Source organism: Aquitalea sp. USM4 (assembly GCF_004328945.1).
Classification (GTDB): domain Bacteria; phylum Pseudomonadota; class Gammaproteobacteria; order Burkholderiales; family Chromobacteriaceae; genus Aquitalea; species Aquitalea pelogenes.
Genome location: NZ_CP029539.1, coordinates 1115165 through 1128601 on the forward strand (window position 1 = coordinate 1115165; position 13437 = coordinate 1128601).

Consider the following 13437-nt stretch of genomic DNA (forward strand, 5'->3'; position numbering starts at 1 on the left):
CACGCCGCAGCAGCAGTTTTTTTGTCAGCTGCTGTTACTGGCGGGCCAGATTGTCCGTCGCCGGCTTCTCTTTCAGCGCATCCGCCGCGCGCTTGCCCAACTTCTGTGTGGGCAGTTCCACCCAGCGGTTGATGGCCAGCGCCAGATACCAGGTCATCACGGTGGCGGCGGCCACCAGCAGCCACCACGGCAGATTGTACATAGCCAGCACTTCCATCAGCACGTAGCCCGCATTGGAATGACAGACATACCAGGCATAGCTGACCGCGGCCACGCGTGCCAGCCACGGGCTGCTCCACAGCGCCGGGCGCAGCACGCCCAGCACGAACAGGCTGATGCCGATGGCGTAGCTGCCGTACAGCTCGGGCGATGGCCAGTTGGTCACCCACACAAACAGGGCCAAGAGGCCGACAAAATGCAGCACGGTTTCCACGGCACCGGCCTGGCCGGTGAGGTAGAAATAACACCAGCACCCGGCAAACATCAGCGGGAAATAACACACCACCGAGGACAGGAAATACTGGTCATAGGCCCAGAAATGCGCCAGCTGGCCGTGCAGGCCTTGCGCATCCGGGCCACGGCACAGCATGGCCACCAACGGCAGCAGCAGCCAGATGGCCCACTTGATGCGTTTGCCGGTCAGCGCAAACGCCGTACCCAGCAAGGCGTAAAACCACAGTTCCACCTTCAGCGTCCACATCACCGGATCGATATTGCGCCCACCCAGCATGTCCTGAAAGGCAATGCTGACATGGCCGATGACATCGCGCCGGGTGATGTCGAAGTCGTTCTCGGCCAGCCAGGCGGCAATCCACAAGGCAATCAGTGTCACCACCAGCCCGGCCCAGTAGGTGGGGTAGATGCGGAACACCCGCGACACGGCAAAACGCAAGCCACCCATACGGGTGAGCGACAGCGGAATCAGCAGTCCGGAAATCAGCAGGAACAGCCCCACGCCTACCGCGCCCAGATTGAAGGGCAATACAAAAGATGCCCCGGCGTAACCTTCCAGCGGATCCATATTCAGGATGTCGCTGATGCGCTCGCGATGCTGCCAGAAGGTCTGGGTAAAGTGAAACAGGATCACACACAGGATGGCCACGCCGCGCAGGCCATCGGCAAAATCAAAACGGATATGCTGCTTCTTGCTACTCATCCACTACTCACCTGTCTCCCGGTGTTGCATCACGCCGGTCATGGAGGTTAAAACCGCTATTATCCTCGCCGTTAGTACAGGTTTGCACGGTTTTTTGTCTATCTTCTACACTCGCAAACGACTGCTGCAAATCAAACTGCGCCAGATTGGCAGTGAAGATATCCGTCGGAGCAGCCTCGGTGCGCTCACCGCGGCGACGCAGTTTCCTGACCAGCATTTCCACCAGCGTCAGTGGCAGAAACAGCAATACCAGCACGATCCAGCCCACCGCATGCCAATGCGCCAGCAGCTTCAGCCACTCCGGGGCTGGCTGCCCGCCACCGCCATACTTGTCCCAGAAAAACATCGCACCACAGAACAAGCCGAACCAGCCGACCAACAAGCCGGTCTGCAGACGTGGCCACTGCTGCCAGCTGGCCAGCGCATAGGCGGCCAGATACAGCAGCACCTGGGCCAGCCCCCAGCCCAGGCCGTTTTGCAAGGCCATGGCCAGCAACACCATGCTGACAAAAAATACCGCGAGGCAAGTAGCCAGCTTCAGGCCCAGCCGCAGCAGTTTTCCCAGCAGATGCAACATGGCATCAGCCCTGGCGCAGTACGGCTTGCAGGAAGCGCTGCGCCAGCACGCGGTAGTCGTGATGGGCCAGCACATATTGCCGTCCGGCAGCGCCCATGCGGCCGCGCTCGTTGGGCGTGGTGGCCAGCATGCGGCGCACGGCCTCGGCAATGGCGGCCGGGTCTTCCGCGCCTACGCTGAAACCGGCCCCGGCGTCCTTGACCATGTCGTTGCCCGCTTCCACCGAGTGGATCACCGGCTTGCCGGCCATCAGGTAGTCGAACAGCTTGTTGGGATTGATGCCGAAACGGTAGATGGGCAGCTTGCGCCAGCCGATGAACAGGCTGTCCATTTCCGCCAGAAAGGCCGGTACGGCGCGTTTGGGAATGCTGGGCAAAAACTGCACATTGGTCAGGCCCATTGCGGCAGCCTTCTCCACCAGCGCCGCCTTGTCCGGGCCGTCGCCCACCAGCACAAAGCTGGCTGACGTATCTTGCAGCCGGGCGGCGGCTTCCAGCAGGAAGTCCAGCGCATTGGCCAGACCATGGCCACCGGCGTAGCCAATCAGAAAGCGCTTGTCCGCCTTGAGTTTTGCCAGCGCAGCCAGGTGCTCGGCCGGTAGCGGCGTGTCCGCCCCCTGCCACTCGGCGACGTCCACGCCATTGGGCACCACATGATATTTTTCCGCCGCCATGCCGTGCTGCATCATGTAATCGCGCGCGCAGGGCAGCATGGAGATGACGGTATCGGCCTTGCGGTAGCCAAAATCCTCGGCCCACTGCATCAGGCGGATGAAGGGGTGGGAACGCGACATGCCGCCCACTTCCACCGGTGTCAGCGGCCACAGGTCGTGCACTTCATACACCAGCCGCGCCCCGGTCTTCCCGGCAATGAAGGCGGCGGGGATGGTATCCAGCGGGTAGGTAGAGGAGGCAATCACCACGTCCGGCTTCCACTGTTTCAGATAGCGCCCGGACAGGCCCATTACCTTGCCCAGGAAGCTGAAGATGTTGATCACCCGCTTGAGCCCGTTGCCCGGATAGGCCGGGGTCTTGCACCAGGTGTAGCGGATGCCGTCGATGTCTTCGTCCTGATACTTGGAGGACAGCTGCGGATTGGTCTGGCGCAGATGCGAGGTATCTGCCGCCAGCATATTAACTTCGTGGCCGGCCTTGACCCATTCACGCGCCAGGTAATAGGGGCGGAATTCCATGCCGTGGCGCGGGCTGCCGGCATAGTGATTGATATAGAGAATGCGCACGCTGCTGCTTTTCCGGATTTAAGTGTCCGCCGTTCAGAACAGCCCGGCGGCGATATTGATCATCATCGCCAGCACGGTGGTGTTGAACAGGAAGGACAGGATGCAATGCACGGAGCCGATGCGACGCATGGCCCGTGAGCTGAAACTGATGTCTGCCGTCTGGCCCGAGGTGCCGATGACGGCGGCAAAGTAAAAGAAATCGCTGTAATTGGGTTCTTCGTCCCCCGGGAATTCCAGCCCCGGCTTGCCGCAGCGAAACAGCGCCACGTAGTACTGGTGGGCGTAATGCAGGGCGAACATGGTTTGGGTAAACAGCCAGCTGGTGAAGATGGTGAGCACCGACAGGCCGATATGCAGGCCGCGGCTGCCACCGTGCAGGTCTTTCGCTACCGACAGCTCGGCCACGATGGACAGCAGGCAGACAATGGCCGCCAGCACCACCAGCATCAGGATGGCCAGTTCGCCTTCGTCCTGCCGTGCGGCACGGTGGCGGATCTGCTCGGCATCAGCACCGTGCATCATGTGCAGTGCCAACAGCAGGTACAGACCGGCACCTGCGTTCCAGCCAATCACATAGGCGGTGAGCGTGCGCATCGGGGTCAGCATGGTCAGCGCTTGCGCCATGCAGAGGCCAAACACGATGGCCGACAACAGGCGCGGACGTGTGCGCAGGATGTGGATCAGCCGGGCCAGCGGGCCGTGGTGATGACGTTGCGGCTTGTCCATGTCGGTCTTCCTCCAGCGTCCTCAGGAAAGTTGGGCGTACAGGTCCACCAGCTTGCGGCCTTCTGCCGCCCAGCTGTATTTCTGCAGTACCGCCTGCTTGCCCGCCTCGCCCAGTTGACGCATGCGGTCTTCATCCGCCATCAGGCTGTTGATGGCAGATGCAATAGCTTGCGGGTCTTGCGGGTCCACCAGCACGCCGCAGCCGGCGTCATCAACGATTTCGCGCCATACCGGGAAGTCACTGGCAATCACCGGCATGCCGGCCGCCATGTATTCGAACAGCTTGATCGGCAGCGCATCCACATAATTGGGGGTGGGGAACAGCGTTACCAGGCCGATCTTGCTTTGCGCCAGCACCTGGGCCACGCCCTTGCGGTCCAGCACGCCCAGGTCATTCACCCGCGCCCAGCCGGCTTGTGCTTCCAGCCTGGCGCGCAGGTCGCTCTCGCTCCAGATACCCGCCAGATTCAGCCGGGTGGAGGTATCCGGCAGCGCAGCGACGATGGGTTCGATACCGCGAATGCGGCTGATGCCGCCGATATAGCACACCTCGTTCTTGCGGCTGTCCCACGGCGTATCGCGCACCAGCTCTTCCAGAATGGGGAAGTTGCACACATCCAGCACCCGTCCGCCCAATTTGGCAAAACGGTTGCGAATGTGCGGCGTGGACGTCACCACCGCGTCAAAACGTTTGGCTGCCCAGTCTTCCACTGTTTCAAAGCTGCCGGACACCAGGGGACGGATGGCACCGGGAATCCAGTGCTTGGCCAGAATCTGGCGCGGCATGTCTTCGTGCACGTCGTAAATCACCTTGATACCAGCCTGCTTCAAACGCAATGCGGCGGGAATCAGCTCCGGGTCGTGAAAATGCACGATGTCCGGGCGCAGTGCCAGCGCCGCCTGGTATACCCGGCTGGTGGTGCCGGTCATGCGGGCAAAGCGACCGCCGGTCTTGGGGCCGACATCGTGAAAGCGCACGCCCTTGTTGATTTCCTCGCCCAAGCCATCGGCCACGATCAGGCTCACCTCGTGACCGGCAGCAGCCAGCGTGGCGCATTCCTTGACGAAAATGCGGATGTCGTGACGCGGGTGGGCAGAAGTGAGATGGGCTACTTTCATACGGCAGAATCCTTGTGTGCCGCCCCGGACAGCAGGCTGGCATAGAGATCGGCAAAGTGCTGCATATTGCTGTGATGCAGGGCTTTCTGGGCCACCAGCTGGCGGTTGAGCTGCACGGCCTGCGCCAGGCGGGCATTGTCCGCCGCCCAGTCCATGCCGGACAGCAGGCTGTCGCTCAGCCGGGCGATGTCTTCGGCAATCAGGCCGTTGAGGCCGTCGATCACCCACTCGCCATTGGCGGGCAGATTTGACAGCACGGGCAGGCAACCGTGCCCCATGGCTTCCAGCAGGCTGATGCTGGTGGCGTCCGAACGCGGCACGCTGACAAACAGGCGCGATTCCTGATACAGGCCAGCCAATACTGCGGACGAAACAAAACCGGTGAATTCCACCCTTTGCAGTTGCAGGCGGCTGGCCAGCGCTTTCAGGCTGTCGGTGGACTCGCCACTGGCGGCTACGGTGAGGCTCCAGTCCGGGTAACGGCCACTGGCCTCCACCTGCTGCCAGGCATGCAGGATGGCGTCGATGCGGTACAAGGGCTTGTGCAGGCGGCAGGACAGCACCTTGTTGGCCTTGGCCGCGATATCCGGCTGCGCCGGCAGCGCGTCCATGCCGAAATTCAGCACGTCGATACGGCAGTTATCCCCAGCCAGCTGGCGGATTTTCGCTGCCATATATAGCGAATCCGAGGTAATCGCCGTCGCGGCACGCAGATTGGCGCTCACCATCTGGCGCATCAGCCGGTTGCTGTCCGGCAGCAGCAGCACGTCCGAGCCCCAGGCGGTCAGCACCATGGGCACACGACTGCCACTCAGCGCCCGGCGTGCATGCCAGGCCACGCTATTGGCCTGATGCACATGGACAAGATCCGGCTTTATCTGGCTAATCCAGCGGCCCAGTTTTCCGGCGCTGCCCAGTGCCTTCAGGCCGAAGTCCAGCCGCAACTCGCCCTTGAGATTGGCCGGGCGCTTGTCGGCCGGGACTTCGCCATTGCAGGCCAGCCAGATTTCGTCCACATGCGGGGCGATACCGGCCAGGTAACGCCAGGTGTGTACCGAGGCCGAACCGATCAACAACAGCTTCATTGGATATTTTCTTTCTCGATGCGGCGCAGTTCTGCCAATAGCCGGTCCAGTTTGTGCGCCAGCGCGGCGTTGTCGGCCAGAGCAATATTCATCGGCAGGTTCAGCACCGTGGCCGCCAGCCGCTCGCCCTGCGGCGCACTACCGGCCACATAAGCATGGCGGAAAGAACCGGCCGGATGGATCACATCATCAAACCACACGCCGATATTCAGCCCGCTGGCCTGGCTCAGGCGCCGCGCCACGGCGGCCTTGTTGACCTGAGGACAAGACAGCGCAAACGGGTAACGCACCCAGTGGCACGCAGCACCGGCAGGCACGGCCCACTGGGTGATGGACGGCAGTGCCGCCAGTGCCTGTTGGTAACGCTGCGCCAGCGCCTGCTTGTGTGCCAGCGTGGCGGGCAGATGGGCCAATTGGCGGCGCACCAGCACGGTGGACAACAGCGGCATGGCGCGTACCGGATGCGGCATGCCTTGTGTCACTTCGGCATCGGCCGAGCGGTAAATCAGGCCCAGACGGCGGTTGATGGCCATGGTGATGCGACCCAGCAGCGGCCAGCGCGCACTCAGCAGATGGGCCTTGAGTGTGGCCAGCAAGCGCCATTCATCCGCACAGGACAGTTCCGGCCAGTCCTGCTGCGGGGTGGTCATGCCGGGCGGAAAGATGGCCAGGCCGCCGATGCCGCCAGTCAGGTTCTTGGAATATTCAAAACTGAAGAAAGCCCCGTCGTGATAGCTGCCCAGCCATTGGCCATCCAGCTGGCTGGCAAAGCCGTGGGCGGCATCATCGATGAACTTCACTTGCGGATGGGCTGCGCGCAGCGCCTCCGGTACCCGGCACGGCAGGCCGTAATTGTGCGGCACGATGACGGCGCGGGTGGCCGGGCCTATGGCAGCGGCCAGCACGTCCCAGTCAAAGTTCAAACTGTCTGCCGACACATCGACAAAGCGCAGCGTGGCGGACAGTGCCGGAATCTGGTTGGGCACCACCACGCAGGTATAGGCCGGGACAATCACCTCGCCCCCTGCCCCGATTCCGTGTTGCTGCAACAGTACGCGCAGCGCGGCACGGCCGGTGTCGTACAGGCCGATGCGCGCCTCGTCCACGCCAAAGCAGGCTGCCAGCTCGCGCCGCAGCGCGGCACGCTGGAATGCGCGGCCACGCAGCATGCCGGGCAAGGCGGACAGGTAACCGCACAGGCTCAGTGAATTAGCCGTGAGCATGGTCTTGCTCCAGTTGGCGACACAGCCGGAAGACCCAGACCATGTAGATGATGTAATAGATGGAAACCGTCACCGACAGCAGGCGGAATACCTGGTGGGCATTCTCCCCCGCCCAGTACACCACGCCCAGCGAGCCCAGGTTCACCACCACACCCAGCAGGGCAAACAGCAGCGACTGGCGTTGGCGCGACAGCACCATCGGCACCATGAAGCATGGTGCAGCCAGGAACATGCAGAAGAAGGACGGCGTCAGCGTGGCGGCAATCTGGCCGGCATCACGCCATTGTTCGCCAAAGGCAAAGGCAAACAGCGGGCCGCCCCAGGCCATGATGATGAGAAAGGGCACAATCGCCAGTGCCGACAACACCAGCAGCGCCTTTTTCAGCAAGGGCCGCAGGCTGTGGCCCTTGGCATGGGCTTCGGCCAGATCGCGGTACAGCACTTGCGACACGGCCTGTCCCAGCAAGGCGGCGGGCAGCTTCAGCACCCGCACCACCAGGCCGTAATGGCCCATCAGTTCGGCGGTAGCCAGCATGCCCAGCAGTTGCACCATCAAGGAATCCTGCAAGGCCACCACAAAGGCATGCGGGGTGTTGACCAGCGGGAATTCACGATAGCGGCGCAGGATGCGGCCCATGCCACCGGAGCGGGCGGTTCGTAGCCACTGCGGCAGTGCGCGCCAGTCCTGGCGTGCTTGCAGCAGCCAGGAGGCAGTCTGGCCAGCAATCTGCGCCAGCAGCAGGCCGAGCGCGCCCAGCTTGCCAAAGCCTGCTGCCAGTTGCACCGTCACCATGGCGGCGGATTGGCCCATGCGGCCCTGGGCATTGGCGCTGTAACGGCGCTGGCGGTTGTTCCAGTTGGTCCAGATCTGGTTATTGGCCGCCACCCAGATGCCCAGCGGCAGCAAGGGCAGCCAGGGTGCCATGGCCGGGGCATGTAACTGAGCGGCAATCCACGGCCCGGCAGCCAGCAGCGGAATGCTCAGCACCGCCAGCAGCAGGGTGTTGAACAACAGCGCCAGCACCATCAGGCGCATGGCGTCGGCTTCTTCTTCCGGCAGCACCACAGCCATGTCGTAGCGCCAGGTGGCAATCACCACCAGGTTGGACAGCCAGGCGACAAACTGCGTCAGCACGCCAAAATCGGCCGGGCTGTACAGCCGGGTGAGCAGCGGGGTGAACAATACCGGCAGGAACTGCGCCACGGCAGCGCCGCCAGCCAGGGTGGCGACATTGCGGGCAAAGCCGCCCTGCCCCAGCCTGGCCTTGAGTTTGGCCAGCACGCTCAGCCCAGTGCCTTTTTCACCGCAGCGACGATGGCATCCTGCGTGGCTTCATCCAGGAAGGGGTGCATTGGCAGGCTCATCACGCGCTTGCCGGCGGCTTCGGCCAGCGGGAAGCTGCCTTCGCCCTGGCCCAGATGGGCAAAGGCCGGTTGCAGGTGCAGCGGAATCGGGTAATGCACGGCGGTGGGCACGCCCAGTTCCTGCAGGGCTTTCTGCACCGCTTCGCGATTGTCCACCTCGATGGTGTACTGAGCGTAAACGTGGGTATTGCCCGCTCCGATCACCGGCACGCGGGCCACGTTCTGCAGCAGCGCGCTGTAGCGGGCACCAATGCGCTCACGCGCGGCCACTTCGTCGGCAAAGCTGGGCAGCTTGGCCAGCAGCACCGCGGCCTGGATGGTATCCAGACGGCCGTTCAGGCCGATCACCGGGTGGTGGTAGCGACGGTCCTGGCCGTGCACGCGGATTTCACGGATTTTCTTTGCCAGTTCGTCGTCATTGGTAAAGCAGGCACCGCCGTCGCCATAGCAGCCCAGGGGCTTGCTGGGGAAGAAGCTGGTGCAGCCGATGGTGGACAGGTTGCCGGATTTCTTGCCGTGCTGGCTGGCACCAAAGCTTTGTGCGCCGTCTTCGATCACCGCAATGCCGTGCTTCTCGGCAATGGCGTTGATGGCGGTAAAGTCCGCGCACTGGCCGTACAGGCTGACCGGCATGATGGCCTTGGTACGCGGGGTGATGGCGGCCTCCAGCAGCGCCGGGTCCAGGTTGTAGCTGACGGGGTCGATGTCGACAAACACCGGGGTGGCACCCAGCAGGGCAATCATTTCGCCGGTGGCGATGAAGGTAAAGGGCGTGGTGATGACTTCGTCGCCACGGCCCACGCCCAGCGCCATCAGTGCAATCAGCAGCGCCTTGGTGCCGTCACACACACCGATGGCGTGCTTGACGCCGGTGTAGGCGGCCAGTTGCTGTTCGACCTCTTTGACTTCCGGCCCCATGATGTACTGGCCGTGATCCAGCACCGCGTGGATGCGGGCGTCGATGTCGGCTTTCAGATGCTGGTACTGCGCTTTGAGGTCGATGAACTGGATGCTCATGGCTCGATTCCTTGCTGGGGCCGGGCTGCCGTGCGGGCAGCCGTCGGGATTATATGGTTTCAGGCGGTGCAGGCTGGTCCGGTTCAGGCCGGTGTGCAGTGATTGCCGCCAATCTGGTAAAAGCTGTCGCAGGCCGGGCAGGCATGGGTGCCGATGTCATTGGGCAGACGCTCGCCGCAGGCGCACATCCAGCCGATGCGTTTGGCCGGGGTGCCCACCATCAGCGCATAGGCCGGAACGTCGCGGGTTACCACCGCGCCGGCACCGATAAAGGCATATTCGCCCACCTGATGGCCGCAAACGATGGTGGCATTGGCACCGATGGAGGCACCGCGCTTCACCACGGTACGGCGGTATTCATCCTTGCGGCTGACATGGCTGCGCGGATTGTTGACATTGGTGAACACCATGGACGGCCCGCAGAACACGTCGTCTTCCAGCGTGACGGCATCGTAGATGGACACGTTGTTCTGGATCTTGACGTTGTTGCCGATCTCTACGTCATTGCCGACAAACACGTTCTGGCCGAAGGAGCAGCGCTCGCCAATGCTGGCGCCGCCGCAGATATGCACCCAGTGCCAGATGCGGGTGTCGGCACCGATTTGTGCGCCTTCATCAACAATGGCGGTGGGATGTACGGTGTATTGGGTCATGGGCGGGCCTCCGGACGGGGGTCAGAAAAACAGGAAAAAGCCATCGGCAAAATACACCAGGCCAAGCAGGCCGACCGGCAATGCCGCCAGCCACACCGCCTTGCGTTTGAACAGGCCGGCGATGGAGGAAATCAGGATGGCCACTTGCAGGAAAATCACCGCCACGCCAAACGGCTTGCCCTGACGCTGGGCGGCATCGCGCTCGGCTTCCAGACGGCGGGCTTCCTTTTCGATTTCCTTGCGTTCGGCCGCATAGCGGGCAGCCTTGTCGCCCACTTTTTTCAGCTGGGCCAGGTAGTGCTCGCGCTGGGCCGGGCTGGCGGAAACCGGCAGGTTGTCCAGCTCGAACTGCAGTCGTTCACGCTCCACATCATACAGATTGCCCTTGATGCCCTTGGCCTGATAGTAGGCCCACTGGTCCGAGGCCTGGGCCTGGGCGATCACGCTGCGGGTGGAGAAACCACCGCCCTTGAAGGTGGACAAGGTGGCGCACACGGCCAGGATGACGGTGGTGAGCGCCAAATAATTCAGCCAGGGGTCTTTCTTTTCTTCAGCCATGAGTGTGTTTCAGTATTGCGCAATACGAATGATGGGTTGGTGGAGCAAGCGGCCCGCACGGTGCGGGCCGGGGCGGACCTTAGTAATCCAGCGGCAGGCTGATGCGACGGCCATCACGTGCCGACAGATACATGGCAATCAGCAGTTCCAGCGACTTCAGCCCTTCGCGGCCATCGGTTTCCGGCTCGGCCTTGCCCTGCATCACGTTGATCACATTGTCGTAGTACAGCGGGTGACCAAAGCCGTAAACGCTGGTGGTGGCGTAGCTGGCGTTCTTGATTTCGTCGTCCATGGCATGCGGTTCGGCGAATTCCCAGTGCTGGATTTCATTCACCGCCACACCACCCACGCGTACCGAACCCTTTTCGCCCAGGATGGTGATGGAGCCTTCCAGATTCTTCGGGTAGGTGAGCATGGTCACGTTCATGCTGCCCAGCGCGCCGGAACGCCACTTGATGCTGACGGTGCCGGTGTCTTCCACTTCGATGTTGCGTGCCAGCGTGGCGGTGTAGGCCTGCACGCTTTCAACCGGGCCGATCAGCCAGTCCAGCAGGTCCACATAGTGGCTGGCCTGGTTCATGAAGGCACCACCGTCGAATTCCCAGGTGCCGCGCCAGCCGCCCTGGTCGTAATAGCTTTGCGGACGGGTCCAGAACACGTTGACGTTGACCATGTAGATGCGGCCAAAGCGTTTTTCCTGCATCGCGCGCTTGAGCAGTTGCAGGGTGTCGTTACGACGGTTCTGCTTCACCACGAACATGCGCTTGCCGGCCTTGTCGGCGGCTTTCACCATGGCCAGGCCGTCTTCCCAGCGGGTGGCCATCGGCTTTTCCGTCATCACGTGGAAACCGGCCTCGGAACATTCGATGCTTTGCGCCGGGTGCAAGCCGGACGGGGTGGTCAGTACGATGATGTCAGCATTGGTGGAAGCCAGCATGTCGGTGAGATTGCTGTGACCACGGGCGCCGGTGCGCTCTACCGCAGCTTGCAGTGCAGCCGGGTCGATGTCACAGACGTCTACCAGTTCGGCACGGTCTTCATGTTTTTCCAGCGAACCGAAATGGTTGTTGGCAATGCGGCCGCAGCCAACCAGCGCGAAGCGGATCTTGCGGTCGGTAATCGGGGCGTGATGTACGGTTTTCATGGTGTGTTCCGTTCTGTGCTTAAACGGCAAAAGGCGACCACGGGGTCGCCTGCTTGCGTCATGCCGTCAGGGTCAGGCCTTGACGATGTGGTCGGCGGGTTCCAGATACTTGCCACGGCTGTCGACGATCAGCTGGGCATGTTGCTTCAGCAGCGTGTAATCGAACTTGTCATGGTCGGTAGCCAGCAACACGCAGTCGTAGCTGGCAATGGTGGCCGCATCCAGCGCCACGCTGGACAGCTCGAAGTGGTGCTCGCGCATCTTGGGGAATACCGGCACGTGCGGGTCGCTGTAGGATACTTCCGCGCCCAGGTCGCGCAGTTTTTCCATCAGGAACACCGACGGGCTTTCGCGCATGTCGTCCACGTTCTTCTTGTAGGCAATGCCCAGCACCAGCACGCGGCTGCCGTTGATGGCTTTCTTGCGGTTGTTCAGCGCAGCGGCCACTTTCGCGACCACATAATCGGGCATGGCGCTGTTGACTTCACCTGCCAGCTCGATGAAACGGGTGTTCACACCGTATTCACGCGCTTTCCAGGTGAGGTAGAACGGGTCGATCGGGATGCAGTGGCCACCCAGGCCCGGGCCCGGATAGTAGGGCACGAAGCCGAAAGGCTTGGTGGCGGCAGCGCGGATCACTTCGTGAATGTCGATGCCCATCTTGTCGGCCACGATCTTCATTTCGTTGACCAGACCGATATTCACCGCACGGTGGATGTTTTCCAGCAGCTTGGTCATTTCCGCGGCGCGGGTGGAGGATACCGGCACCACCTTGTCGATCACCGCGCTGTACAGCGCCACGCCGATTTCCTGGCAAGCCGGGCTGTAGCCGCCGCATACCTTGGGAATGGTGCGGGTGGTGAAATTGGGGTTGCCCGGATCTTCACGTTCCGGCGAGAACACCAGGAAGGCGTTTTCGCCCACCTTGAAGCCGCGGGATTCCATGCGCGGCAGCAGTTCTTCGTCGGTGGTGCCCGGGTAGGTGGTGGATTCCAGCGATACCAGGTGGCCTTCGCGCAGATAGGGCACCAGGCTGTCCATGGTGTCCAGCACGAAGCTCAGGTCCGGCTCGCGGTATTTGTTCAGCGGGGTCGGCACACACAGAATCAGGGTGTCGGCTTCCGGCGCGCGGGAGAAGTCGGTGGTGGCTTCAAAGCCGCGCTCCAGCGCGGTGGCAATGCTGTCGGCGCTGATATGCTCGATATAGCTCTTGCCGGCCATCAGGGCGTCAACCTTGCTCTGGTCGATGTCAAAGCCCAGTACCTTGTAGCCCACTTCGGCAAAACGCAGCATCAGCGGCAGGCCGACATAGCCCAGGCCGACAATGCCGATGACGGCGGATTTGTCCGCGATACGGTTAAGCAATTGCTGCTTGATCACAATGATAGTCCCAACAAAGTAAAAACCTGCCATGGCTGCATCCGGGCAGCCATGCACTGAATTCGGTAAGGTCTGGCAGTGTGCCTCGCCTGGCTGGCGGGCTTGCTGATCTGGCTCAAACCGCGCTTGTGAAGTTGCAAGCGCAGCATTATACGCCTGCTTGGCAAGCCGCTGGCGTTACCAAACGTGACAAC

General features: G+C 62.2%; 13 protein-coding genes. All 13 read right to left on the reverse strand.

Translation table 11 applies throughout. The features are described 5' to 3' along the window. Positions 1–34: 34 nt before the first annotated feature. The 13 genes from DKK66_RS05260 to DKK66_RS05320 all read right to left on the reverse strand — a co-directional run bounded on the left by DKK66_RS05260 (position 35) and on the right by DKK66_RS05320 (position 13240). The gene (locus DKK66_RS05260) at positions 35–1156 is read right to left on the reverse strand and encodes an acyltransferase (protein ID WP_131356075.1); all 1122 of its coding nucleotides are present in this window, start codon (positions 1154–1156) and stop codon (positions 35–37) included. 7 nt (positions 1157–1163) lie between these two features. Further along, on the reverse strand, positions 1164–1733 hold the full coding sequence (locus DKK66_RS05265) for a hypothetical protein (protein ID WP_131356078.1): 570 nt from the start codon (positions 1731–1733) through the stop codon (positions 1164–1166). 4 nt (positions 1734–1737) lie between these two features. Beyond that, positions 1738–2973, reverse strand: coding sequence for a glycosyltransferase family 4 protein (locus tag DKK66_RS05270; protein ID WP_131356081.1), 1236 nt, complete (start codon positions 2971–2973; stop codon positions 1738–1740). A 33-nt stretch (positions 2974–3006) separates the two neighbouring features. Then, positions 3007–3699: a DUF1345 domain-containing protein gene (locus DKK66_RS05275; protein WP_131356084.1), complete on the reverse strand. Its 693-nt coding sequence runs from the start codon at positions 3697–3699 to the stop codon at positions 3007–3009. A gap of 21 nt (positions 3700–3720) precedes the next feature. After that, complete coding sequence (locus DKK66_RS05280) at positions 3721–4818, reverse strand: glycosyltransferase family 4 protein (RefSeq protein ID WP_131356087.1); 1098 nt, start codon at positions 4816–4818, stop codon at positions 3721–3723. Beyond that, complete coding sequence (locus tag DKK66_RS05285) at positions 4815–5903, reverse strand: glycosyltransferase family 4 protein (protein ID WP_131356090.1); 1089 nt, start codon at positions 5901–5903, stop codon at positions 4815–4817. Before DKK66_RS05285 ends, DKK66_RS05280 begins: the two co-directional genes overlap by 4 nt. Then, positions 5900–7126 carry a DegT/DnrJ/EryC1/StrS family aminotransferase gene (locus tag DKK66_RS05290; protein ID WP_131356093.1) on the reverse strand — a complete coding sequence of 409 codons (1227 nt, stop codon included), beginning with the start codon at positions 7124–7126 and terminating at the stop codon, positions 5900–5902. Before DKK66_RS05290 ends, DKK66_RS05285 begins: the two co-directional genes overlap by 4 nt. Next, entirely contained in the window at positions 7113–8408 is a 1296-nt protein-coding gene (locus tag DKK66_RS05295) for a lipopolysaccharide biosynthesis protein (protein WP_207389853.1), read from the reverse strand. Before DKK66_RS05295 ends, DKK66_RS05290 begins: the two co-directional genes overlap by 14 nt. A gap of 2 nt (positions 8409–8410) precedes the next feature. Beyond that, the gene (locus DKK66_RS05300; RefSeq protein WP_131356096.1) at positions 8411–9508 is read right to left on the reverse strand and encodes a DegT/DnrJ/EryC1/StrS aminotransferase family protein; all 1098 of its coding nucleotides are present in this window, start codon (positions 9506–9508) and stop codon (positions 8411–8413) included. An 83-nt stretch (positions 9509–9591) separates the two neighbouring features. Continuing rightward, positions 9592–10161 carry an acyltransferase gene (locus tag DKK66_RS05305; RefSeq protein WP_045848837.1) on the reverse strand — a complete coding sequence of 190 codons (570 nt, stop codon included), beginning with the start codon at positions 10159–10161 and terminating at the stop codon, positions 9592–9594. Between the two features lie 21 nt (positions 10162–10182). Beyond that, entirely contained in the window at positions 10183–10719 is a 537-nt protein-coding gene (locus tag DKK66_RS05310) for a DUF4337 domain-containing protein (protein ID WP_131356099.1), read from the reverse strand. Between the two features lie 79 nt (positions 10720–10798). Continuing rightward, positions 10799–11863 (reverse strand): Gfo/Idh/MocA family protein, encoded by a 1065-nt coding sequence (locus tag DKK66_RS05315; protein ID WP_045848835.1) that lies wholly within the window; start codon positions 11861–11863, stop codon positions 10799–10801. Between the two features lie 72 nt (positions 11864–11935). Next, complete coding sequence (locus DKK66_RS05320; protein WP_131360856.1) at positions 11936–13240, reverse strand: nucleotide sugar dehydrogenase; 1305 nt, start codon at positions 13238–13240, stop codon at positions 11936–11938. Positions 13241–13437 lie beyond the last annotated feature (197 nt).

Coding starts and splice junctions, on each gene's coding strand:
- DKK66_RS05260 (WP_131356075.1), bottom strand. CDS start 1,156: ATGAGTAGCAAGAAGCAGCATATCCGTTTTGATTTTGCCGATGGCCTG.
- DKK66_RS05265 (WP_131356078.1), bottom strand. CDS start 1,733: ATGTTGCATCTGCTGGGAAAACTGCTGCGGCTGGGCCTGAAGCTGGCT.
- DKK66_RS05275 (WP_131356084.1), bottom strand. CDS start 3,699: ATGGACAAGCCGCAACGTCATCACCACGGCCCGCTGGCCCGGCTGATC.
- DKK66_RS05280 (WP_131356087.1), bottom strand. CDS start 4,818: ATGAAAGTAGCCCATCTCACTTCTGCCCACCCGCGTCACGACATCCGC.
- DKK66_RS05285 (WP_131356090.1), bottom strand. CDS start 5,903: ATGAAGCTGTTGTTGATCGGTTCGGCCTCGGTACACACCTGGCGTTAC.
- DKK66_RS05290 (WP_131356093.1), bottom strand. CDS start 7,126: ATGCTCACGGCTAATTCACTGAGCCTGTGCGGTTACCTGTCCGCCTTG.
- DKK66_RS05300 (WP_131356096.1), bottom strand. CDS start 9,508: ATGAGCATCCAGTTCATCGACCTCAAAGCGCAGTACCAGCATCTGAAA.
- DKK66_RS05305 (WP_045848837.1), bottom strand. CDS start 10,161: ATGACCCAATACACCGTACATCCCACCGCCATTGTTGATGAAGGCGCA.
- DKK66_RS05310 (WP_131356099.1), bottom strand. CDS start 10,719: ATGGCTGAAGAAAAGAAAGACCCCTGGCTGAATTATTTGGCGCTCACC.
- DKK66_RS05315 (WP_045848835.1), bottom strand. CDS start 11,863: ATGAAAACCGTACATCACGCCCCGATTACCGACCGCAAGATCCGCTTC.